This is a genomic window from Pseudomonas abyssi, assembly GCF_002307495.1.
In the GTDB taxonomy this organism is placed as follows: Bacteria; Pseudomonadota; Gammaproteobacteria; order Pseudomonadales; family Pseudomonadaceae; genus Halopseudomonas; species Halopseudomonas abyssi.
This window is the reverse complement of the sequence record NZ_NTMR01000005.1, coordinates 1-20,400: the sequence shown is the minus strand read 5'-3', so window position 1 is coordinate 20,400 and position 20,400 is coordinate 1. Positions and strand designations below refer to the sequence as shown.

General features: G+C 63.3%; 18 protein-coding genes and 1 riboswitch. Of the genes, 8 read left to right on the top strand and 10 right to left on the bottom strand.

Annotation, left to right across the window (positions count from 1 at the left end; genetic code table 11):
• The first annotated feature begins 24 nt into the window (after window positions 1-24).
• Window positions 25-1,893, top strand: coding sequence for an SLC13 family permease (locus tag CNQ84_RS04750; RefSeq protein ID WP_096003775.1), 1,869 nt, complete (start codon window positions 25-27; stop codon window positions 1,891-1,893).
• A gap of 12 nt (window positions 1,894-1,905) precedes the next feature.
• Here the strand turns inward: CNQ84_RS04750 and CNQ84_RS04745 are convergent, their stop codons facing one another.
• A complete protein-coding gene (locus CNQ84_RS04745; protein WP_096003774.1) occupies window positions 1,906-2,073 on the bottom strand; it encodes a rubredoxin in 168 nt (55 codons plus the stop codon).
• Window positions 2,070-3,269, bottom strand: coding sequence for an alkane 1-monooxygenase (locus CNQ84_RS04740; protein WP_096003773.1), 1,200 nt, complete (start codon window positions 3,267-3,269; stop codon window positions 2,070-2,072). Before CNQ84_RS04740 ends, CNQ84_RS04745 begins: the two co-directional genes overlap by 4 nt.
• Window positions 3,270-3,422: 153 nt before the next feature.
• Here CNQ84_RS04740 and CNQ84_RS04735 point away from each other — a divergent pair, with 153 nt between their 5' ends.
• Window positions 3,423-4,448 carry a helix-turn-helix transcriptional regulator gene (locus tag CNQ84_RS04735; protein WP_096003772.1) on the top strand — a complete coding sequence of 342 codons (1,026 nt, stop codon included), beginning with the start codon at window positions 3,423-3,425 and terminating at the stop codon, window positions 4,446-4,448.
• On the opposite strand, the gene CNQ84_RS04730 is transcribed toward CNQ84_RS04735, so the two are convergent.
• From CNQ84_RS04730 to tkt, 7 genes are all read right to left on the bottom strand, one after another.
• Window positions 4,449-5,543: a PQQ-dependent sugar dehydrogenase gene (locus tag CNQ84_RS04730; RefSeq protein ID WP_096003771.1), complete on the bottom strand. Its 1,095-nt coding sequence runs from the start codon at window positions 5,541-5,543 to the stop codon at window positions 4,449-4,451. It lies immediately after the preceding gene.
• 19 nt (window positions 5,544-5,562) lie between these two features.
• Window positions 5,563-6,036 carry a hypothetical protein gene (locus CNQ84_RS04725; protein ID WP_245841254.1) on the bottom strand — a complete coding sequence of 158 codons (474 nt, stop codon included), beginning with the start codon at window positions 6,034-6,036 and terminating at the stop codon, window positions 5,563-5,565.
• Between the two features lie 30 nt (window positions 6,037-6,066).
• On the bottom strand, window positions 6,067-6,351 hold the full coding sequence (locus CNQ84_RS04720; protein WP_096003770.1) for a hypothetical protein: 285 nt from the start codon (window positions 6,349-6,351) through the stop codon (window positions 6,067-6,069).
• A 50-nt stretch (window positions 6,352-6,401) separates the two neighbouring features.
• Window positions 6,402-7,466, bottom strand: a complete 1,065-nt coding sequence (gene fba, locus CNQ84_RS04715) for a class II fructose-bisphosphate aldolase (RefSeq protein WP_096003769.1) — start codon at window positions 7,464-7,466, stop codon at window positions 6,402-6,404.
• Window positions 7,467-7,608: 142 nt separating this feature from the next.
• The gene (locus CNQ84_RS04710) at window positions 7,609-8,769 is read right to left on the bottom strand and encodes a phosphoglycerate kinase (RefSeq protein WP_096003768.1); all 1,161 of its coding nucleotides are present in this window, start codon (window positions 8,767-8,769) and stop codon (window positions 7,609-7,611) included.
• Window positions 8,770-8,841: 72 nt separating this feature from the next.
• Window positions 8,842-9,879, bottom strand: a complete 1,038-nt coding sequence (gene epd / locus CNQ84_RS04705; protein WP_096003767.1) for an erythrose-4-phosphate dehydrogenase — start codon at window positions 9,877-9,879, stop codon at window positions 8,842-8,844.
• 94 nt (window positions 9,880-9,973) lie between these two features.
• Entirely contained in the window at window positions 9,974-11,974 is a 2,001-nt protein-coding gene (gene tkt / locus CNQ84_RS04700) for a transketolase (RefSeq protein ID WP_096003766.1), read from the bottom strand.
• Window positions 11,975-12,193: 219 nt separating this feature from the next.
• On the opposite strand from tkt, the gene CNQ84_RS04695 reads away from it, so the two are divergent.
• Together CNQ84_RS04695 and metK are read left to right on the top strand one after the other, a co-directional pair.
• Window positions 12,194-13,210 (top strand): ArsR/SmtB family transcription factor, encoded by a 1,017-nt coding sequence (locus tag CNQ84_RS04695; RefSeq protein WP_096003765.1) that lies wholly within the window; start codon window positions 12,194-12,196, stop codon window positions 13,208-13,210.
• On the top strand, window positions 13,207-14,391 hold the full coding sequence (gene metK / locus CNQ84_RS04690; protein ID WP_083725734.1) for a methionine adenosyltransferase: 1,185 nt from the start codon (window positions 13,207-13,209) through the stop codon (window positions 14,389-14,391). Before CNQ84_RS04695 ends, metK begins: the two co-directional genes overlap by 4 nt.
• Before the next feature lie 199 nt (window positions 14,392-14,590).
• Here metK and CNQ84_RS04685 read toward each other — a convergent pair whose 3' ends face one another.
• Window positions 14,591-15,052 (bottom strand): c-type cytochrome, encoded by a 462-nt coding sequence (locus tag CNQ84_RS04685; protein ID WP_096003764.1) that lies wholly within the window; start codon window positions 15,050-15,052, stop codon window positions 14,591-14,593.
• 103 nt (window positions 15,053-15,155) lie between these two features.
• Window positions 15,156-15,238, top strand: a riboswitch (S-adenosyl-L-homocysteine riboswitch).
• A gap of 20 nt (window positions 15,239-15,258) precedes the next feature.
• On the opposite strand from CNQ84_RS04685, the gene ahcY reads away from it, so the two are divergent.
• The 4 genes from ahcY (at window position 15,259) to CNQ84_RS04665 (ending at window position 20,345) form a co-directional block, all read left to right on the top strand.
• Window positions 15,259-16,662, top strand: coding sequence for an adenosylhomocysteinase (gene ahcY, locus CNQ84_RS04680; protein ID WP_096003763.1), 1,404 nt, complete (start codon window positions 15,259-15,261; stop codon window positions 16,660-16,662).
• Between the two features lie 171 nt (window positions 16,663-16,833).
• A complete protein-coding gene (metF, locus tag CNQ84_RS04675; RefSeq protein ID WP_096003762.1) occupies window positions 16,834-17,679 on the top strand; it encodes a methylenetetrahydrofolate reductase [NAD(P)H] in 846 nt (281 codons plus the stop codon).
• A 120-nt stretch (window positions 17,680-17,799) separates the two neighbouring features.
• Window positions 17,800-18,531: a substrate-binding periplasmic protein gene (locus CNQ84_RS04670; RefSeq protein ID WP_096003761.1), complete on the top strand. Its 732-nt coding sequence runs from the start codon at window positions 17,800-17,802 to the stop codon at window positions 18,529-18,531.
• Between the two features lie 215 nt (window positions 18,532-18,746).
• A complete protein-coding gene (locus CNQ84_RS04665) occupies window positions 18,747-20,345 on the top strand; it encodes a DEAD/DEAH box helicase (protein ID WP_245841252.1) in 1,599 nt (532 codons plus the stop codon).
• Window positions 20,346-20,400: the final 55 nt, after the last annotated feature.

Below are 20,400 nucleotides of genomic sequence, written 5' to 3'. Positions count from 1 at the left end.
CAGGGCCAACCGGAGCAGTACATCATGGACGCCAGCCAGCAGCTTATTCTGCTCATCCTCGCCTGCACCATTGCCCTCTTCCTCTGGGGCCGCTGGCGGCACGATATTGTTGCCCTGGCCGCGCTGCTGGCCTGCGTCGTGACCGGCCTTACCCCCGCCGCCGACGCCTTCGTCGGCTTTGGTCATCCTGCCGTCATCACCGTCGCCGCCGTGCTGATCCTCAGCAAAGGCCTGCAGACCACCGGCGCCGTCGAGGCACTGGCTCAGCGCGCACTGCCGCAACGCGGCGGGGTGCTGCTGGGGTTGGGCTTTCTGACCCTGCTCGGCGCCGCTCTGTCCGCCTTCATGAACAACGTCGGCGCCATGGCGCTGCTGATGCCGATTGCCATGCAGCTGGCCAACCGCCAGGGCGTGCCCCCCGGGCGCGTGCTTATGCCACTGGCCTTCGGCACCATTCTGGGTGGCATGACCACGCTGATCGGCACGCCGCCCAACCTGATCGTATCGGGCTTTCGCGCACAGACCGAACTCGGCGCCTACAGCATGTTCGACTTCACGCCGGTGGGCCTGGCGGTCGCGCTGGGCGGCGTGCTGCTGGCCGTGCTGGCGAGCCGCTGGCTGGTGCCCCACCGCCCGCAACCCGAGGCAGGTAGTTTTGACACCGGCACCTACCTCACCGAGGTACACATTGATGCCGACAGCAAGATCGATGGCAAGCCCCTGCGCGAGGTGGAGCAGCTGCTGGATGACGGCGATGCGCAGATTGTCGGCATGGTGCGCAACGACTTTCGCGTGATCGCACCGCTGTCCAGCCGCATCCTGCGCGCCGGCGATATTCTGGTCATCGAATCCGACCCGGAGGCATTGGGCGCGTCGCTGACACGCCTGGGCTTGAAGCTGGAAGAGGCCGTGCCGCCCGGCAACGCCGAGAAAGACAAAGAAAAGGAAAACGAAGACAGCGACGAGCCTGCCGGCGAGACGACGCCGAACAGCGAGAAAGGCGCAGAAGAACAGACGCCACCGGTACGCCACAGCGACGAGATCGTGTTGCAGGAAATGGTCGTCCAGCCCGGCGCCGACATCCTCGGCCGCAGTGCTTCGGACATTGCCCTGCGTACCCGCTTCGGCATCAACCTGCTGGCCATCTCGCGCCAGGGGCATCGTTCTATCCGCCGCCTGCGCTGGACCGAGGTCGAGGCCGGTGACGTTCTGTTACTGCAAGGCGATCCGGAGGCCATCGCCGGCTTTGCCAGCGAATACGGCTGCGCCCCACTGGCCCCGCGCAGCATCCTCATCCCGGACCGCCGTCTGGCGCTGACAGCGGTACTGATCATGCTCGGCTCGGTGGGCCTGGCCGCATTCGGCATTCTGCCGGCGGCCGTCGCCTTCACCGCCGGCGTACTGGGCTACATGCTGACCCGGGTGATTCCGTTGCGGCGCCTGTATGAAGCCATCGACTGGCCGATCATCGTGCTGCTCGGCGCGCTGATGCCGCTGGCCGCTGCCATGGGCGATACGGGCGCTGCCGATGTGCTGGCCCGCACTCTGCTGGAACATGTCGCCCAGGGCAGCCCGATCATAGCCCTGACCCTGATGCTGGTGGTGACCATGACCCTGTCAGACTTCATGAACAACGCCGCGACCGCAGCCGTCATGTGTCCGATTGCCCTGAGCGTCGCCAGCCAGCTCGGCGTGAATCCCGACAGCTTCCTGATGGCCGTGGCCATTGGCGCCTCCTGCGCCTTCCTGACCCCCATCGGGCACCAGAACAACACCCTGATTCTTGGCCCGGGCGGCTTCCGCTTTGGCGACTACTGGCGCCTGGGGCTACCCATGGAGCTGCTGGTGGTCACCATCAGCATCCCCATGCTGCTGTGGGTGTGGCCGCTATAAGCGGCCACGGCCTCACTCCTCAAGGGCGCGAAAGTCTTCCTTGTAGCGCACAGCGCAGTCCGGACAAGTAAAGGTCTCGGGCAGGCTGTCCCAGGCCGTACCCGCCGGATACCCCTGATGCGGATCACCCGCTGCCTCGTCATATTCATAGCCACATTCCGGGCATTGGTAGCGCGTCATGCTGCCGCTCCCGCACCGTCCAGCGGCGCCTCACTCAGCCCATAACGCCGCATCAGTTGCTCACGCTTGGCCGGCAAAAAGTTGATGCGCTGCGGGTCATGCCCCACCGCTTCCAGCAGGCGCGGATCCATGACCCGCTGCCACAGCGGCGGAAAGTAGGCCAGCAGGTACATGCCAAAGTAACCATTGGGCAGCCGAGGCAAATCCGGAAAATCACGTAACGACTGATAGCGCCGAGTCGGGTGAGCGTGATGATCGGAATGCCGCTGCAGGTGAAACAGCGCCCAGTTGGAGAACAGGTGATTGCTGTTCCACGAATGATGCGGCTGACAGCGCTCGTAGCGCCCGCTCGGTTCCTTGCGACGCAGCAGGCCGTAATGCTCGATGTAGTTGGCCTGGGTCAGCTGGAAGGCCCCCCAGAAGGCAATCAGCAGCATCACCGGCAGTATCTCGATACCCAGCCAGGCAATCAGCAGCGCATACAGCACCGCACTGATCAGCGCCGGCTGCAGCACTTCGTTGTCGAGACTCCAGACCGACTTGCCACAGCGCTCAAGGCGTTGCGCCTCCAGATCCCAGGCACGGAAAAAGGCACCGGGCATCTCGCGAAACACAAAACGATAGATGCTTTCACCCATACGCGCGGAGGCCGGATCTTCCGGGGTGGCTACATCCCGGTGATGGCCGCGGTTGTGCTCCACAAAAAAGTGGCCATAACAGCCCAGCGCCAGCGTAATCTTGGCCAGCCAGCGCTCCAGCCCGGTCTTCTTGTGGCCCATCTCGTGCCCCAGGTTCAACCCAAAGCCCAGACTACCGCCGGTTGCCAGTATGACCGCCAGCGTGCCGTACCAAGGCAGTTCATGCAGCCCCAGAAAGGCGATATTGACGATAAAGCTGACCCACAGAATGGGCACCAGCGCATAGGTGACATAGCGGTAATAGGGGTCAGCTTCCAGCGCCGGCACGGCCTCCTCCGGCGGGTTGCTCAGGTCTTCACCCAGCACCCCGTCCAGCATCGGAATCACCACGTAGCCGAAAATCGTCGAGAGCCACAGCCAGAGCACATTGGGCGACACCAGCATGTACAGCAGCGGCCCGACCAAGGCCAGTCCGGGCACCATCAGGGAAAACAGCCAGAGTCTGCGCTTGCGGTCTACGTAGCCGGCCAGGCCGTTATCTGCAGCAAGGTGTTGCATGGGGGCGTCCTCTTATTATTGTGTTTGAGCAGTGCGCTTGAGCTGGCGCGCCTGCTGTGGCCCATCATGCGCTGCAGTCACGACAGCGCCACCCGTTGCAAGCGGCAAATAACCGTCATATTGTGACACCACAAGCACTCAACAAGAGCTACCATGCCGTCCGAACACTACTGGCTCAGCCCAGCCGTTCACCCGATCTACGCCCGCCTGGTGCTGGCCGAACTGCGCCGTCAGGGCTACCAGGACAACCCGGCGCTCGACGTGCTGGGGCAGAACTGGGAACAGCAACTGCAGGGCAACCGGTTTCTCAACCTGGAGACGCTCTGCCATCTGCTGCAGGCCGTGATCCTGCGCACCGGCCACCCCGGTCTCGGCTTTGCTGCCGGCATGCACACCGACGTGTCCACCCACGGCCCTGGCGGCTACGCCGCCGTCACCGCTGCCACCATTGGCGAGGCCATTGAGCTGGCACAACACTACGCGCCCCTGCGCCAGCACCTGGCAACCTTTGTCGTCGAACAGCGCAACCCGCCCGTGCTGCGCCTGGACGAACACCTGGTGCCGCCGGCGGTACGCGATTACCTGCTCGGCCATTTCACCACCGGCATGCTGCGCCTGCTGGAAACGGTCAGCGGACAACCGCTGGGGCCGGAGTTGACGCTGGAATGGCCGGGCGCCAAACCTGACTGGGCAGAAGCCGTCCGCGACTACGCCGCCAACTGGGTGTTTGACAGCGACGCACTGCGCCTGCACCTGCCAGGCGGCCTGCTGGAGCAACCCTGCCTCGGTGCTGACGCCGAGCTGCACCGGCAGGCGCTGCGTGACTGCGAGCATCAGCTGCAACATCAGCATAGCGGTGGCGATCTGAGTCAGCGCATCAAGCAGCGGCTGCTGCAGTGTGAATACCACTACCCGACGCTGGCGCAAATGGCAGCACAGGAGCATCTCACCGCACGCACGCTGATTCGTCACCTCGCCAGCGAGGGCGTGCGCTATCAGCAGATTCTGGATCAGGTACGCAGCGAGCAGGCCTGCTGGCTGCTGGAACATACCGAGTTGAGTATGGAAGTGATCGCCGAACGGCTTGGCTATCAGGACACCAGCAATTTCAGTCGCACCTTCCGGCGCTGGCTGGGTTGCCCGCCACGCAGCTATCGCCAGCGCGTGACGGGCGGCTGATCAGTTGGCCGGCACCACCCGCAGCAGTTGCCCGCTGGGGCTGTCGGTCAACAGATAGACGGCGCCATCGGGGCCAGTGCGCACATCACGGAAACGTTGACCCAGCTCGGTAAACAGCGACTCTTGCTCGCCGGCCGTATCGCCATTCAGCTCAACGCGACGCACTTCCTTGCCGGCCAGCGCCGACACCAGCAGGCTACCCTGCCACTCGGGGAACAGCTCGCCCTGATACAGGGTCATGCCGGACGGCGCGATGGACGGATCCCAGTAGACCAGCGGTTGCTCCAGACCGGGCAGCTCGGTATAGGGCGAGATCTGCGAGCCGTTGTAGTCAATGCCGTAGGTGATCTTCGGCCAGCCGTAGTTCTTGCCGGCCTCGATCAGGTTGATCTCGTCTCCGCCGCGTGGGCCGTGCTCGTGACTGAACACGCGTCCGGCGTCGTCGACCAGAATGCCTTGCACGTTGCGATGGCCGATGCTGTACAGCTCGGGCATGGCACCTGCCTGACCAACGAAGGGGTTGTCCTCTGGCGCCGAACCGTCGCGATTGAGGCGCACGATGCTGCCCAGGTGGTTAGCGGTGTTCTGCGCCTGTTCGCGGTAGTCAAAGCCGTCGCCCAGGGTCAGGAGCAGGGTGTTGTCCGGCAAAAAGGCAATGCGTCCGCCATAGTGGGCGCTGCCCTTCTTGGCCGGCTGTACGCGAAAGATTTCATGCGCGTTTTCCAGCGCCTCGCCGTTAAAGATCGCCGCCGCCAGGCAGGTGTGGTTGGCCTCGCGGGTGCCGCAGCTGTAGCTGAGGAACAGCTCGCCGGACTCGGCAAAATCCGGCGCCAGCGCGACCTCCATCAAACCGCTCTGACCGTTGACGAAGGCCTCCGGCACGCCCGCAACCGGCTCGGCGCGCAACTGACCTGCGGCATCAATCAGTCGCAGCTGGCCACTGCGCTCGGTGACCAGCATGCCGCCGTCCGGCAGAAAGGCCAGCGACCAGGGATTGGACAGGCCGTCAGCCAGGGTTTCAACCTGATAATCGGCTGCCGTGGCAGCACCGGCACAGAGCACCAGCGAGGTACCCAGCAAAGCAAACTTGTTCATTGCCCTTCTCCTTGCACAATCAACCGAGCACACGCAGACCGCGCCGCGCCTTGGGTTTGGTCAAGCGGCCAAACAGTGCGCTGCCCAGGCCGACGGCCGCCATCAATGACAGCAGACCGGGCGTCTCGCGGGTGGCAGCGATAAAGGTTGGCATCGGCAGCAGGTAATTGGCCAGCGCACAGGCGGCCCAGATGCCGACAAAACCGGCGAGAAAATACAGCAACCAACGCCAGGGCTTGAAGATACGCCCCAGTGCTTCGGCCAGCGGCAGCGCCAGCAACAGGCAGGCAGCCACCATCAGGGCCAGAAAGGGGCTGAAAAAGCGTAGGTCGTGCAGGCTGCTGTGCAGCCGGGTCGACGCATCGACCGGCACATCCAGGGCCTGCAGTGCGGCCAGATTGAATTGGGTCTGTACCAGGCTGCCCAGCAGGGTCGCCACCAGCACAGCCAGCAGATAAAGGAAGACGATCCGCAGCACGGTCATCACTTTCATTGTCGTTATCCTGTTACGCGGTGCGAGCACTCAGCTCGCGTCAGAACCATCGGGCAGGGTCGGCAGATTGCGTAATGCCTGCTCGTAGGCGGGGGTATCAAAGGGAACATCCTCTTCCAGCATGCGGTTGATGCTGTAGGCCAACACCTGAGCCATAAGGTCGAGGCTGTCCTCACGCGCATAACCAACCAGCGTCAGCTTGTTCAGTGTCGCCTGGGCCGCCGGCGGCTCACCCGCGGCCAGCTGGTTTTCAATCGCCTCAATCAGTCGGCTCTCGGCGAAGGACTCGTCGTCCTGTTCGTCCTGATTACTCATCGCATTGATCCTGTCGCAAAAAGGGCGGCTGTCGCCGCCCTCTGACCTGCTTAGTTGACCTTGGGGTCCAGCTCGCCACGGGCGTAGCGCTCGAACATGTCGTCCAGCGAGATCGGCTTGATCTTGGACGCATTGCCGGCAGTGCCAAAGGCTTCGTAACGGGCGATACAAACATCGCGCATGGCATCGACGGTCTTGGCCAGATACTTGCGCGGATCAAACTCGCTGGGGTTCTGCGCCAGGAAGCGACGTACCGCACCGGTCGAAGCCAGACGCAGGTCGGTGTCGATATTGACCTTGCGCACGCCGTACTTGATGCCCTCGACGATTTCTTCAACCGGCACACCGTAGGTCTCCGGAATCTCGCCACCAAACTCGTTGATGATCGCCAGCCACTCCTGCGGCACAGAGGAAGAACCGTGCATGACCAGATGGGTATCCGGGATGCGCGCGTGAATTTCCTTGATGCGCTGGATCGACAGGGTGTCGCCTGTCGGCGGCTTGGTGAACTTGTAGGCGCCATGGCTGGTGCCGATGGCAATCGCCAGGGCATCCACACCGGTCTGCTTGACGAAGTCGGCAGCTTCTTCCGGGTCGGTCAGCAGCTGGCTGTGATCCAGTACACCTTCGGCGCCAATGCCGTCTTCTTCACCGGCCATGCCGGTTTCCAGACTACCCAGGCAGCCCAGCTCACCCTCGACGGACACACCACAAGCGTGGGCCATTTCAACGGTGCGACGGGTAACGTCGACGTTGTATTCGTAGCTGGTCGGGGTCTTGCCGTCTGTACCCAGGGAGCCGTCCATCATCACCGAGGAGAACCCCAGCTGGATGGAGCGCTGGCACACCGCCGGGCTGGTGCCGTGATCCTGGTGCATGCACACCGGAATGTGCGGAAACTCTTCGATAGCCGCCAGAATCAGATGACGCAGGAAAGGCGCGCCAGCGTACTTGCGGGCACCGGCAGAGGCCTGCACGATCACCGGGGAATCGGTCTTGTCGGCCGCTTCCATGATGGCGCGCATCTGCTCCAGGTTGTTGACGTTGAAAGCGGGTACGCCGTAACCGTATTCGGCGGCGTGGTCGAGCATCTGGCGCAGGCTGATAAGAGCCATAATCAATCTCTCCGTTAAAAAAGTCGTTGCGGCAAGCGACAAGCCCCAAGCGGCAAGCTGTCCGGGCGATCCCGACAGTCTACCCGCCTGAGCTGAGGCTGGTCACCCCTTGCCGCTTGAAGCTTGAGGCTTGCAGCTGCGCTTAGCGCGCACGCTGCTCCAGAATCTCGACAGCCGGCAGCACTTTGCCCTCGACAAACTCGAGGAAGGCGCCACCACCGGTGGAAATGTAGGAAATCTGCTCGGCGACGCCGTACTTGTCGATCGCAGCCAGGGTGTCGCCACCACCGGCAATCGAGAAGCCTTCACCGGCAGCGATGGCGTGCGCCAGCGCCTTGGTGCCTTCACCAAACTGGTCAAACTCAAACACACCAACCGGGCCGTTCCAGAGGATGGTGCCGGAGGCTTTGAGCATCTCACCAAACTGCGTCGCAGTCTGCGGGCCGATGTCGAGAATCATGTCGTCTTCCGCTACGTCGGCTACCGCCTTGATGGTGGCAGTAGCTGTTTCGGCAAACTCCTTGGCAACCACCACGTCAACCGGCAGCGGCACACTGACCTTGGCGGCAATCGCTTTGGCGGTGTCGACCAGATCAGCCTCGTAAAGCGACTTGCCAACCGGGTAACCGGCCGCCGCCAGGAAGGTGTTGGCGATACCCCCGCCAACGATCAGCTGGTCACACTTCTCGGACAGCGCGTTCAGCACATCCAGCTTGGTCGAGACCTTGGAGCCGGCAACGATGGCCAGCATCGGGCGAGCAGGCTTGTCCAGTGCCTTGGCCAGCGCGTCCAGCTCGGCGGCCAGCAGCGGGCCGGCGCAGGCGAGCGTGGCGAACTTGGCCACGCCGTGGGTCGAGCCCTGGGCGCGGTGGGCGGTGCCGAAGGCGTCCATCACGAACACGTCGCACAGCGCCGCGTACTGCTGGGCCAGCTCGTCGGCGTTCTTCTTTTCGCCCTTGTTGAAACGCACGTTTTCCAGCAGCACCAGCTCGCCCGGCTGGACCTCGACGCCGCCGAGATAGTCGCGCACCAGCGGCACGTCACGGCCCAGCGCTTCGCTCAGGTAAGCGGCGACCGGTGCCAGGCTGTTCTCTTCGCTGAACACGCCCTCTTCCGGACGGCCCAGGTGCGAGCAGACCATCACGGCGGCGCCCTTCTCCAGTGCCAGCTTGATGGTGGGCAGGGAAGCAACGATACGCGCATCGCTGGTCACCTTGCCGTTCTTGACCGGCACGTTGAGGTCTTCACGAATCAGTACTCGCTGGCCCTTGAGGTCCAGCTCGCTCATGGTCAATACGGTCATAGCCCGCTCCTTGCTTGGTAAGTGTGTCAATCTTTTCGGCGCCGCCGCAGCCTGCGGCCACGCCACCTGTATTCAGTGCGACGGCTGCTCCAGCCAATAGCGCGCCACATCCAGCATGCGGTTGGCGAAACCCCACTCGTTATCAAACCAGACCAGCAGGTTCACCAGCCGCGGCCCGGAGACGCGGGTCTGACTGCCATCGACAATCGCCGAGTGCGGGTCGTGGTTGAAGTCACAGCTGGCATGCGGCAGCTCGGTGTAATCCAGCAGCCCGGCGTACTGCCCGTCGGCTGCTGCACGCAGCAGTTGATTGATTTCCTCGGCGCAGGTGTCACGCGCCACCTGCAGGGTGATATCCAGCGCCGACACATTCACCGTCGGTACGCGGATAGCCTTGGCCTGAATACGCCCGCCCAGCTCCGGCAGCAGGCGCTCGATACCGCGCGCCAGGCCGGTCGAGACCGGAATCATCGACTGGAACGCCGAGCGCGTGCGGCGCAGGTCAGCGTGGTGGTAGGCATCGATCACCGGCTGGTCGTTCATCGCCGAGTGAATGGTAGTAATAGAGACGTACTCCAGCCCCACCGCCTCGTTCAGCAGCTTGAGCAGCGGCACACTGCAGTTGGTGGTGCAGGACGCGTTGGACACCAGTCGCGCATCAGTCGGCAGGCTGGCGTGATTAACGCCATACACCAGCGTGGCATCCACCGCCTCTTCGCTGACCATCGGCTGGGAGAACAACACCCGCGGCACGCCGGCATGCACAAAGCGCAGACCCTGTTCGCGGGTGGTGTATTGGCCGGAGCACTCCAGCAGCAGATCGATATCCAGCGCGCGCCAGTCAACGCCCTCAGGCTCAGCCGAGCGCAGCACCTCAATGGGCTGGCCGTTGATCAGCAACTGCTCGCCCTGCAGCTGTACCTGCCCGGGAAAGCGACCGTGAGTCGAATCAAAACGGGTCAGGTACTCGATGCTCTCGCGGTCGGCCAGATCATTCAACGCCACCACCTGGACGTCCAGATCACCTCGCTCGTGCAGCGCGCGCAGCACGCAGCGACCGATCCGGCCGTAGCCGTTCAGGGCGATTCTATAGGGACGCGGGTGGGACATAACAGCAGGCTCCGCCTGGCTGCAAGCTGCAGGCTACAAGCTGCAAGCAGGCCGAGCGCCGCTTGCAGCTTGAGGCTTGAGGCTTGCCGCTGGTTTAGTCTTCCAACAACTCTTGCGCGGCGGCGAGCACGTTGTCGAGGGTGAAACCGAACTCCTCAAACAGCGCCGCAGCCGGGGCGGACTCGCCGAAGCTCTGCATGCCGATGATGCGGCCGTCGAGGCCGACGTACTTGTACCAGAAGTCGGCGTGGGAGGCTTCGATGGCGATGCGTGCACCGACTTCCAGCGGCAGGACCGACTGTTTGTAGGCGGCATCCTGCTGGTCGAACACGCTGGTCGACGGCATGGACACCACGCGTACCTTGTGGCCCTGCTCGTTCAGTGCAGTCCAGGCGTTAACCGCCAGACCGACTTCGGAACCGGTGGCGATCAGGATCAGCTCGGGCTCGCCGTCACAATCCTTCAGCACGTAACCACCACGGGCAACGTTGGCCAGTTGCTCGGCATCACGGCTCTGGTGCGGCAGGTTCTGACGCGAGAACACCAAGGCGCTCGGGCCATCGGCACGCTCCAGCGCGTACTTCCAGGCAATCGCCGACTCAACGGCGTCAGCCGGGCGCCAGGTATCGAGATTCGGCGTGCCACGCAGGCTGGCCAGTTGCTCGATCGGCTGGTGGGTCGGGCCGTCTTCGCCCAGACCGATGGAGTCGTGGGTGTAGACGTGGATCACGCGCTGCTTCATCAGAGCCGACATGCGCACCGCGTTACGGGCGTACTCCATAAAGATCAGGAAGGTCGCGCCGTAGGGCACGAAGCCGCCGTGCAGGGCCATACCGTTCATGATCGCGGTCATGCCGAATTCGCGCACGCCGTAGAACAGGTAGTTGCCGGAGGCATCCGCAGCCTCGACACCCTTGCAGCCCTTCCACAGGGTCAGGTTGGAACCGGCCAGATCAGCCGAGCCGCCGAGCATTTCCGGCAGCAGCGGGCCGAAGGCGTTCAGGGTGTTCTGGCTGGCCTTGCGGCTGGCGATGGTTTCTTCCTTGGCGACCACCTCGGCGATGTAGGCATCGGCCTTTTCGCTGAAGTCGGCCGGCAGGTCACCTGCCAGACGGCGCTGCAGCTCGGCAGCCAGCTCGGGGAAGGCGGCCTGATAGGCGGCAAACTTGTCATTCCAGGCGGCTTCAGCCTTGGCGCCGGCTTCATGAGCATCCCACTCGGCCTTGATGTCTGCCGGAATCTCGAACGCAGCGTGCGGCCAGTTCAGCGCTTCACGGGTAGCGGCGATTTCCGCCTCGCCCAGTGCGGCACCGTGGCACTCTTCCTTGCCCTGCTTGTTCGGCGAACCGAAACCGATGATGGTCTTGCAGCAGATCAGGGTCGGCTGCTCGGTGTTCTTGCGGGCGGTGTCGATCGCGGTCTTGATCTCGTCGGCGTCGTGGCCGTCGACATTGCGGATAACCTGCCAGCCGTAGGACTCGAAACGCTTGGGCGTGTCATCGGTGAACCAGCCTTCGACTTCGCCGTCGATGGAGATGCCGTTGTCGTCATAGAAGGCAACCAGCTTGCCCAGGCCCAGAGTGCCTGCCAGTGAAGACACTTCATGGGAAATGCCTTCCATCATGCAGCCGTCGCCGAGGAAAACATAAGTGTTGTGGTCAACCACCTCATGACCTTCGCGGTTGAACTGCGCGGCCAGCACCTTCTCGGCAATGGCCATGCCCACGGCATTGGCAAGCCCCTGCCCCAGCGGGCCGGTGGTGGTTTCAACGCCCGGGGTGTAACCGTATTCCGGGTGGCCTGGCGTTTTGCTGTGCAGCTGACGGAAGTTCTTGATGTCGTCAATGCTGACGTCGTAGCCGGTCAGGTGCAGCAGCGAGTAGATCAGCATCGAGCCGTGACCGTTGGACAGCACGAAGCGGTCGCGGTCGGCAAAATTCGGGTTGGCCGGGTTGTGCTTCAGATAGTCACGCCACAGGACTTCGGCGATATCCGCCATACCCATGGGCGCACCGGGGTGGCCGCTGTTGGCTTTCTGCACGGCATCCATGCTGAGGGCACGAATGGCATTGGCACGGTCACGACGACTGGGCATGAACAACTCCTGTGGCTTGCAAGGCGTGGGCTTTCAGTCGGCAAAGCGACTGGCCGGGAAAAAGAGGCGGGCATTTTCGCGCAATCCGCCGTCCCCGGCAACGAAAACCCCGTTTCAGCTGCGCTTATCCCCTCCTCGCCAGACGAACGGACACACCTATATCAAAGTATTTTGATATAGCCGTTGCGACACCGGCCGTTCGCTACTACACTGCGCCGCATGAACCAGATTGCGCGCATTCCCGCCGCCAAACCCAGTCAGACCGAGGACCTCGCCGCCTTTTGCAAGGCAGCGGGCGATGCGCTGCGGCTGGACATCCTGCGCGTGCTGCGCAGCGATTCCTTTGGCGTACTGGAGTTGGCGCAGATCTTCGACATGCGCCAATCCGGCATGAGCCACCACCTCAAGGTGCTGGCTAACGCGGGCCTGGTCAGCACCCGGCGCGAAGGCAACTCGATCTTCTATCGCCGCAGCCTGCCGGTCAGCGAGCAGCCATGGCATCGCCTGCACAGCCAACTGCTGAGCGAGCTCGACAACCAGCCCGATGACGCCCAACTGCAGCAGGCCATCGCCGCAGTACATGCCCAGCGCGCCGAGCTGTCACGCCAGTTCTTTGCCCGCTTTGCCGATGGCACCCCGGCGCAGCAGGACCTGATTGCCCACTTCGGCATCTACCGCGAGCCACTGCTGAGCCTGATCGACGCCCTGCCGCTGCCCGCCACGCAGCTGGCCATCGAAATCGGCCCGGGCGAAGGCGGCTTTCTACCGAGCCTGGCCAGCCGTTTCCAGCGTGTCATTGCGCTCGACAATGCCGACGCCATGCTCGAGCGCGCGCGCCAGCAATGCAAAGAAGCAGGCCTGACCAACGTCGACTGCCTGCTGGCCGATGCCCTGCAGCCCCAGCAACTGCCTGCTGCCGACTGCGTGGTCTGCAACATGGTGCTGCACCACATGCCGGCGCCCGCCGAAGCGCTCAAACGTTTTGCCGCACTGCTCAAACCCGGTGGCAGCCTGGTGCTGACCGAGCTGTGCAGCCATGACCAGAGCTGGGTACGCGACAGCTGCGGCGATCTCTGGCTAGGCTTTGACCAGGAAGATATTGCCCGCTGGGCCGAGGCGGCCGGACTGCGTCCGGGCAACAGCCAGTACATCGGCCTGCGTAACGGCTTTCAGCTGCAACTGCTGCAGCTGGCCAAACCCGATTCCCTTTCTCCCGAGGACAGGAAAGACCCATGAGCGATTATTCGATTTTCACCTCTGAATCCGTGTCCGAAGGCCATCCGGACAAACTGGCCGACCAGATTTCCGACGCGGTGCTGGACGCCATTCTGGCCGAAGACAAGTTCGCCCGCGTGGCCTGCGAAACCATGGTCAAGACCGGTGTGGCCATCGTCGGCGGTGAAATCACCACCAGCGCCTGGGTCGATCTGGAAGATCTGGTACGCAGCGTCATCAAGGATATTGGCTACACCTCTTCCGAGGTCGGCTACGACGCCGACACCTGCGGCGTGATCAACATCATCGGCAAGCAGTCGCCGGACATCGCCCAGGGCGTTGACCGCCAGAAGCCGGAAGATCAGGGCGCCGGCGACCAGGGTCTGATGTTCGGCTACGCCAGCAACGAAACCGACGTACTGATGCCGGCGCCGATCACCTTCGCGCACCGTCTGGTCGAGCGTCAGGCCGAAGCGCGCAAGAACGGTACCCTCGCCTGGCTGCGCCCGGACGCCAAGTCGCAGGTCACCTGCCGCTACGAAAACGGCATTGTCACCGGTATCGACGCCATCGTGCTGTCGACTCAGCACAACCCGGACATCAGCCAGGCGGATCTGCGCGAAGCGGTGATGGAGGAGATCGTCAAGCAGGTGATCCCGGCCGAGCTGCTGCACGCCGACACCCAGTACCACATCAACCCGACCGGCAAGTTCGTCATCGGTGGCCCGGTCGGCGACTGCGGTCTGACTGGCCGCAAGATCATCGTCGACACCTACGGCGGCATGGCGCGCCACGGTGGCGGCGCATTCTCCGGCAAAGACCCCTCCAAGGTTGACCGCAGCGCCGCCTATGCCGGCCGCTACGTCGCCAAGAACATCGTGGCTGCCGGCCTGGCCGACAAGTGCGAGATTCAGGTGTCCTACGCCATCGGCGTGGCGCAGCCGACCTCGGTGTCGATCAACACCTTCGGCACCGGCAAGATCAGCGACGAGAAAATCATCCAGCTGGTCCGTCAGCACTTCGACCTGCGCCCGTACGCAATCACCCGCATGCTCGACCTGCTGCACCCGATGTACCGCGCCACCGCCGCGTACGGCCACTTCGGCCGCAACCCGTTCGAGATGACGGTCAAGGGCGACACCTTCACCGCCTTCCCGTGGGAGAAAACAGACAAGGCCGACGCGCTGCGCGCGGACGCCTAAGGGCGTAGCGGCAAGCTACAAGCTACAAGCTACAAGCTACAAGCAGGTTCGGTTGAGCGATGACCCCAGGTGTTTCTGCTGACGTCCAGTTGCTATCTGAGCCAAAAGAAAACCCACACGATTCGCAACCGCGCGGGTTTTACTTGAGGCTTGAGGCTTGAGGCTTGAGGCTTGCAGCTGCAGCTGCAGCTATCGCCGCTCAGCGGCGATAGCTGTCATGACAGCTCTTGCAGGACTCCTGCACCGCCCGCAGCTCATCGGCTGCCTGGTCCAGGGATTTGATGCCGACAGCGGTAACGGCATGCAGGTCGGCGACCTTGGTCTTGAAGTCATCGATGGCCAGGGCAAAGCCTTCGGGATCGGACCAGACGGTGTCCTTGGTGCGATTCGGCTCCGGGTCATCGCCCGGCGTCGGGAAGTGCTGCCAGGGCTGATCGGCGAGCTCGGCCAGGGTATCGGCCTTGTTCATGAACTCGCCCATGCTGGGCGTAACGCGGCCGGTCAGCATGCCGCTCATCGGCTCGGTCTGGCGCAGCATCTGCTTGAACAGCGCCTGACGCTTGCCTTCATGCGAGTTGGGGTCAGGCTCGTTGCTGCAGCCGGCCAATGCCGCACCCAGCAACAGGGCGACAACGAGTTTTCGGTGTGGAACAGAGGTCATGTTTCATCCAGACGACATACAGGAGGGGCGACAGTATCGCCTCTGAACCGATTCCGGCCAAGGCGTCTCCCCTGAGGAGAATACTGGCCGGGTAACTTCTGCCCCGGACGAGGGGCGCTGCAGCAGGGGCTCCGGCCACTGCCAGGCTCGTCCGGGGCATGCGACATTTAACCGCGCCCATTCGCAACCACGAATGGAGAAATCAGATGAGTGCCGTGATCAATAACGCCTTCACCGACTACAAGGTCGCCGACATCAGCCTGGCCGACTGGGGCCGCCGCGAAGTCATCATCGCCGAGTCGGAAATGCCCGCGCTGATGGGTCTGCGCCGCAAGTACGCCGGCGAGCAGCCGCTCAAGGGTGCCAAGATTCTGGGCTGCATCCACATGACCATCCAGACCGCCGTGCTGATCGAAACCCTGACTGCGCTGGGCGCCGAAGTACGCTGGTCTTCCTGCAACATCTTCTCCACCCAGGATCAGGCCGCTGCTGCGATCGCTGCCGCCGGCATCCCGGTATTCGCCTGGAAGGGTGAGACCGAAGAAGAGTACGAATGGTGCATCGAGCAGACCATCCTCAAGGACGGTCAGCCGTGGGATGCCAACATGGTGCTGGACGACGGTGGTGACCTGACCGAAATCCTGCACAAGAAATACCCGGCGATGCTGGACAAGATCCACGGCATCACCGAAGAAACCACCACCGGCGTACACCGCCTGCTCGACATGCTGAAAGCCGGCACCCTGAAAGTCCCGGCGATCAACGTCAATGACTCGGTCACCAAGAGCAAGAACGACAACAAGTACGGCTGCCGCCACAGTCTGAACGACGCCATCAAGCGCGGCACCGACCACCTGCTGTCCGGCAAGCAGGCGCTGGTCATCGGCTACGGCGACGTGGGCAAAGGCTCGGCGCAGTCGCTGCGTCAGGAAGGCATGATCGTCAAAGTCTCCGAAATCGACCCGATCTGCGCCATGCAGGCCTGCATGGACGGCTTCGAGCTGGTGTCGCCCTACCTGAACGGCCTGAATGACGGCACCGACGCCTGTATCGACACCGCCCTGCTCGGCAAGATCGACCTGATCGTCACCACCACCGGCAACGCCAACGTCTGTGACGCCGGCATGCTCAAGTCGCTGAAGAAGCGCGCTGTGGTCTGCAACATCGGTCACTTCGACAACGAGATCGACACCGCCTTCATGCGCGCCAACTGGGGCTGGGAAGAGGTCAAGCCGCAGGTGCACAAGATTCACCGCACCGGCAAGACCGTTGACGCCACCAACGACGATTACCTGATCCTGCTGGCCGAAGGCCGTCTGGTCAACCTGGGTAACGCCACCGGCCACCCGTCGCGCATCATGGATGGCTCCTTCGCCAACCAGGTGCTGGCGCAGATCCACCTGTTCGAGCGCAAGTTCGCTGATCAGTCTGCCGAAGGCAAAGCCGCCGCACTGACCGTGGAAGTGCTGCCGAAGAAGCTGGACGAAGAAGTCGCACTGGAAATGGTCAAGGGCTTCGGTGGCGTTGTCACCCAGCTGACCAAGACCCAGGCCGACTACATCGGCGTTGAAGTCGAAGGCCCGTTCAAGCCGGACAGCTATCGGTACTGATCGCTGCAAGGCGGACGGCCGCCCCCTGCAAGCTGCAAGCTGCAAGCTGCAAGCTGCAAGCTGCAAGCAAAAGAGCCTGAGACCGCGCCTCTGAGGGGGCAAGGTTTTGGGTTTACTTGAAGCTTGCGGCTTGACGCTTGCAGCTGACCAACCCACAAGAGCACAGAAACAATGACGATCAACAAAACCGTCCCCGTCAACTTCGAGTTCTTCCCGCCGAAAACCGAGGCTGGCCAAGCCAAGCTGATCGCGGTAGCCAACGTGCTGGCCGGCGAGCAGCCCGAGTTCTTTTCCGTCACCTACGGTGCCGGTGGCTCAACCCGTGACGGCACCCGCCGTACCGTGCTGCAGCTGAACAACGAAGTCGGTGTACCGGCAGCGCCGCACCTGTCCTGTGTGGGTGACTCGCGCGAGGATCTGCGCACCCTGCTGAACGACTACCGCGACTGCGGCATCCAGCGCATTGTTGCCCTGCGTGGTGACTTGCCCTCCGGTATGGGGCACGCCAGTGGCGAGCTGCGCTACGCCAATGAGCTGGTGGAGTTCATCCGCGCCGAGACCGGCGATCACTTCAAGCTGGAGGTCGCCGCCTACCCGGAATCCCATCCGCAAGCGCCGAGTTTCGAGGCCGACCTGAAGAACTTTATCCGCAAGGCCAAGGCCGGTGCCGACAGCGCTATCACCCAGTACTTCTTCAATGCCGATTGCTACTTCCACTTTGTCGACCGTGTGCGCAAGGCGGGCGTGGACATCCCGATCATCCCCGGCATCATGCCGATCACCAACTACAGCAAGCTGGCGCGCTTCTCCGACGCCTGCGGCGCCGAGATTCCGCGCTGGATTCGCAAGCAGCTGGAGTCCTATGGTGACGATAGCGACAGCATCAAAGCGTTCGGTACCGAGGTGATCAGCCAGCTGTGCGAGCGCCTAGTCGAGGGCGGCGCACCGGGTCTGCACTTCTATACCCTGAACCAGGCCGAACCCACCGTAGCAGTGCTGCGCAACCTGCGCGGCTAAGCTGTCGCGCCGCTTGCCCGGGTGTGCTGACGGCAGCGACACCCGGCACGCACAGGCTGCAGCCAGACCCGGGGCAGGCCCAGCGTTTGTGAAGCCACGCAAAGGCCCTATACTGCCCCCATGAAACCGACAGTCGCGCTGCTGTTCGCACTCGCCCTGCTGTTTTGCGGTGCGCCGCGAGCCGAACCCATCACCGTTGTTACCGAGCCCTGGCCGCCTTATGTCTTTCTGCAAGACGGCCAGCTGCGCGGTGTCGACTATGAAGTCAGCCAGCACATCTTGCAGGACCTTGGCTATCAGCCCGACTGGCGCGTCATGCCCTGGAAGCGCGCCCAGCATGACGTCCTCGCCGGCCAGGCCGATGCGATCCTCGACATTACCGTCAACGCCGAACGCCAGAACCAATATCATTTTCCCACCGAGCCACTGTCGAACAGCGAGTCGGTGCTGTTTTACCGCACCAGCGATCCCTTCCCCTACAGCACCCTCGACGACTTGCGCGGCCTGCGCATCGGCGTGTCTGCCGGCTACAGCTACGGCAACCCGGCATTCAATCAGGCCGAACACCTGACCCGCGAACCCTGTCCCTCGATCGAGTCATGTCTATTGATGCTGCAGCGTGGCCGGGTCGACATGACAGTGATCAATCGCCAGGTGGGCCTCTACACCTTGTCCCTGCTCGGGCTCGAAGGCATTGCCTACCACCCGCAGCCCTTGAGCAGCGGGCCGCTGTACCTGGCCTTTGCACGCCGCCCCGACCTGGCCGATCTGGCCTTGCGCTTTGGCGAAGCACTGAAGACTTACAAGCAGACAGCCGGCTACCAGCAGATCCTGCGGGCGTACGGCCTGTAACGCAGCCACCTAAAACCAGACAGACCGCTGCCTGCGCTTGCAGACTCCCCGTACAGCTCTGTTATACTCCCGATTCCCGTCAATCCCGCGTTCGGATGCCGTCTACCTCTTTCGGCAGGCCCGAACGGAATCGCCCCTAGTCCACAGCGTGGCGATTTGTGCCTGACGATATTCTCTTGATTACATCAACGGGCCTCGGCCCAACAGGATTGCTCATGTCCTTTGCCTCTCTGGGGCTGTCCGACGCGCTAGTTCGCGCGGTGGCCGCCACTGGTTACACCACACCCACGCCGGTGCAGCAACAAGCGGTTCCGGCTGTTCTCGAAGGCCGCGACCTGATGGTCGCCGCCCAGACCGGCACCGGCAAAACCGCCGGCTTTGCCCTCCCCGTGATCGAACGCCTGTTCCCCAACGGCGAGTCCGACGGCCAACGCGCCAAGCCCAAGCAGGTGCGCGTTCTGGTATTGACCCCGACCCGCGAACTGGCCGCCCAGGTGCACGACAGCATCCGCGCCTACGCCACCGAACTGCCACTGAAATCCGCCTGCATCTTCGGCGGCGTTGGCGCCAACCCGCAGATGAAAGCCATCGCCCCCGGCCTGGATATCCTGGTCGCCTGCCCCGGCCGCCTGCTCGACCTGGTCGGCCAGAAGGCTGTCGATCTGTCACAGGTAGAAGTACTGGTGCTTGATGAAGCGGACCGCATGCTCGACATGGGCTTTGTCCATGACGTCAAGAAAGTCATCGCCAAGCTGCCGGCCAAGCGTCAGAACCTGCTGTTCTCCGCGACCTTCTCGAAAGACATCACCGACCTGGCCAACAAGCTGCTCGACAACCCGGCACGCATCGAAGTCACGCCGCCGAACACCACCGTCGAGCGCATCAATCAGAAGGTCTACCGCGTTGCCGCCGGCCACAAGCGCGCGCTGGTCGCCCACCTGATTACCCAGGGCGCCTGGGAGCAGGTGCTGATCTTCACTCGCACCAAACACGGAGCCAACCGCCTGGCCGAGTACCTGGTCAAGAACGGCCTGCCGGCGGCGGCGATTCATGGCAACAAGAGCCAGAGCGCCCGCACCAAGGCCCTGGCCGACTTCAAGGCCAACACCCTGCGCATTCTGGTGGCGACCGATATCGCCGCCCGCGGCCTGGATATCGACCAGCTGCCGCACGTGATCAACTTCGAGCTGCCCAACGTGTCGGAAGACTACGTGCACCGTATCGGCCGCACCGGCCGTGCCGGACGCAGCGGCGAAGCGGTCTCGCTGGTCAGCCCGGATGAGGACAAGCTGCTGCGCGCGATCGAGCGCATGACCAAGCAGCGCATTGAAGAAGGCACGCTGGAGGGGTTTGAGCCGCCGGCCCAGGCCGAGCTGAACAGCGACCGTCCGGAGCGTCCGCGCGAGCAGAATGGTCGCGGCGGCCAGCAACGCAACAACCGCGGCCAGGGCCAGCAGGGCAAACGTGCCGGCAACGGCCAATCCGCCCAGAAAAGCAGCAACGGCGGTAATGGCGGCAACGGCAACGGCCAGCAACGTGGCCAACGCCGCAACGAACGCCAGCGCGCAGAACAACGTCCGCACCAGCAGCGTCAGCGTGCAGCGGCCGGCCAGAACCGCGCGATGCCCGGCATCCATGAGCCGGAAGATCCGGTAGCCATCGAGCGTCGTCGTCAGGCCCTTGGCAACCGCATCGACGTTCCAGAAGAGAGCAAGCCCGCCGCCGCCCGCAAGCAGGGCAACGGCAATCGCAAGCCAAACGGCGGCGGCAACCGCAAGCAACGGGAAAAGCCTGCGCTGCTCGGCGCACGCTAAACCGCGCTTGACCAAAAACGGGGCCTCGGCCCCGTCAGACTGCTGACGAACCCCG

What these genes read in the sequence shown, in the direction of transcription:
- CNQ84_RS04665 (WP_245841252.1), top strand. Translation starts at nt 18,747, where the DNA reads ATGTCCTTTGCCTCTCTGGGGCTGTCCGACGCGCTAGTTCGCGCGGTG.
- ahcY (WP_096003763.1), top strand. Translation starts at nt 15,259, where the DNA reads ATGAGTGCCGTGATCAATAACGCCTTCACCGACTACAAGGTCGCCGAC.
- CNQ84_RS04740 (WP_096003773.1), bottom strand. Translation starts at nt 3,269, where the DNA reads ATGCAACACCTTGCTGCAGATAACGGCCTGGCCGGCTACGTAGACCGC.
- fba (WP_096003769.1), bottom strand. Translation starts at nt 7,466, where the DNA reads ATGGCTCTTATCAGCCTGCGCCAGATGCTCGACCACGCCGCCGAATAC.
- CNQ84_RS04735 (WP_096003772.1), top strand. Translation starts at nt 3,423, where the DNA reads ATGCCGTCCGAACACTACTGGCTCAGCCCAGCCGTTCACCCGATCTAC.
- CNQ84_RS04725 (WP_245841254.1), bottom strand. Translation starts at nt 6,036, where the DNA reads ATGAAAGTGATGACCGTGCTGCGGATCGTCTTCCTTTATCTGCTGGCT.
- epd (WP_096003767.1), bottom strand. Translation starts at nt 9,879, where the DNA reads ATGTCCCACCCGCGTCCCTATAGAATCGCCCTGAACGGCTACGGCCGG.
- CNQ84_RS04745 (WP_096003774.1), bottom strand. Translation starts at nt 2,073, where the DNA reads ATGACGCGCTACCAATGCCCGGAATGTGGCTATGAATATGACGAGGCA.
- metF (WP_096003762.1), top strand. Translation starts at nt 16,834, where the DNA reads ATGACGATCAACAAAACCGTCCCCGTCAACTTCGAGTTCTTCCCGCCG.
- CNQ84_RS04750 (WP_096003775.1), top strand. Translation starts at nt 25, where the DNA reads ATGGACGCCAGCCAGCAGCTTATTCTGCTCATCCTCGCCTGCACCATT.
- metK (WP_083725734.1), top strand. Translation starts at nt 13,207, where the DNA reads ATGAGCGATTATTCGATTTTCACCTCTGAATCCGTGTCCGAAGGCCAT.
- CNQ84_RS04695 (WP_096003765.1), top strand. Translation starts at nt 12,194, where the DNA reads ATGAACCAGATTGCGCGCATTCCCGCCGCCAAACCCAGTCAGACCGAG.
- CNQ84_RS04670 (WP_096003761.1), top strand. Translation starts at nt 17,800, where the DNA reads ATGAAACCGACAGTCGCGCTGCTGTTCGCACTCGCCCTGCTGTTTTGC.
- CNQ84_RS04720 (WP_096003770.1), bottom strand. Translation starts at nt 6,351, where the DNA reads ATGAGTAATCAGGACGAACAGGACGACGAGTCCTTCGCCGAGAGCCGA.
- tkt (WP_096003766.1), bottom strand. Translation starts at nt 11,974, where the DNA reads ATGCCCAGTCGTCGTGACCGTGCCAATGCCATTCGTGCCCTCAGCATG.
- CNQ84_RS04685 (WP_096003764.1), bottom strand. Translation starts at nt 15,052, where the DNA reads ATGACCTCTGTTCCACACCGAAAACTCGTTGTCGCCCTGTTGCTGGGT.
- CNQ84_RS04730 (WP_096003771.1), bottom strand. Translation starts at nt 5,543, where the DNA reads ATGAACAAGTTTGCTTTGCTGGGTACCTCGCTGGTGCTCTGTGCCGGT.
- CNQ84_RS04710 (WP_096003768.1), bottom strand. Translation starts at nt 8,769, where the DNA reads ATGACCGTATTGACCATGAGCGAGCTGGACCTCAAGGGCCAGCGAGTA.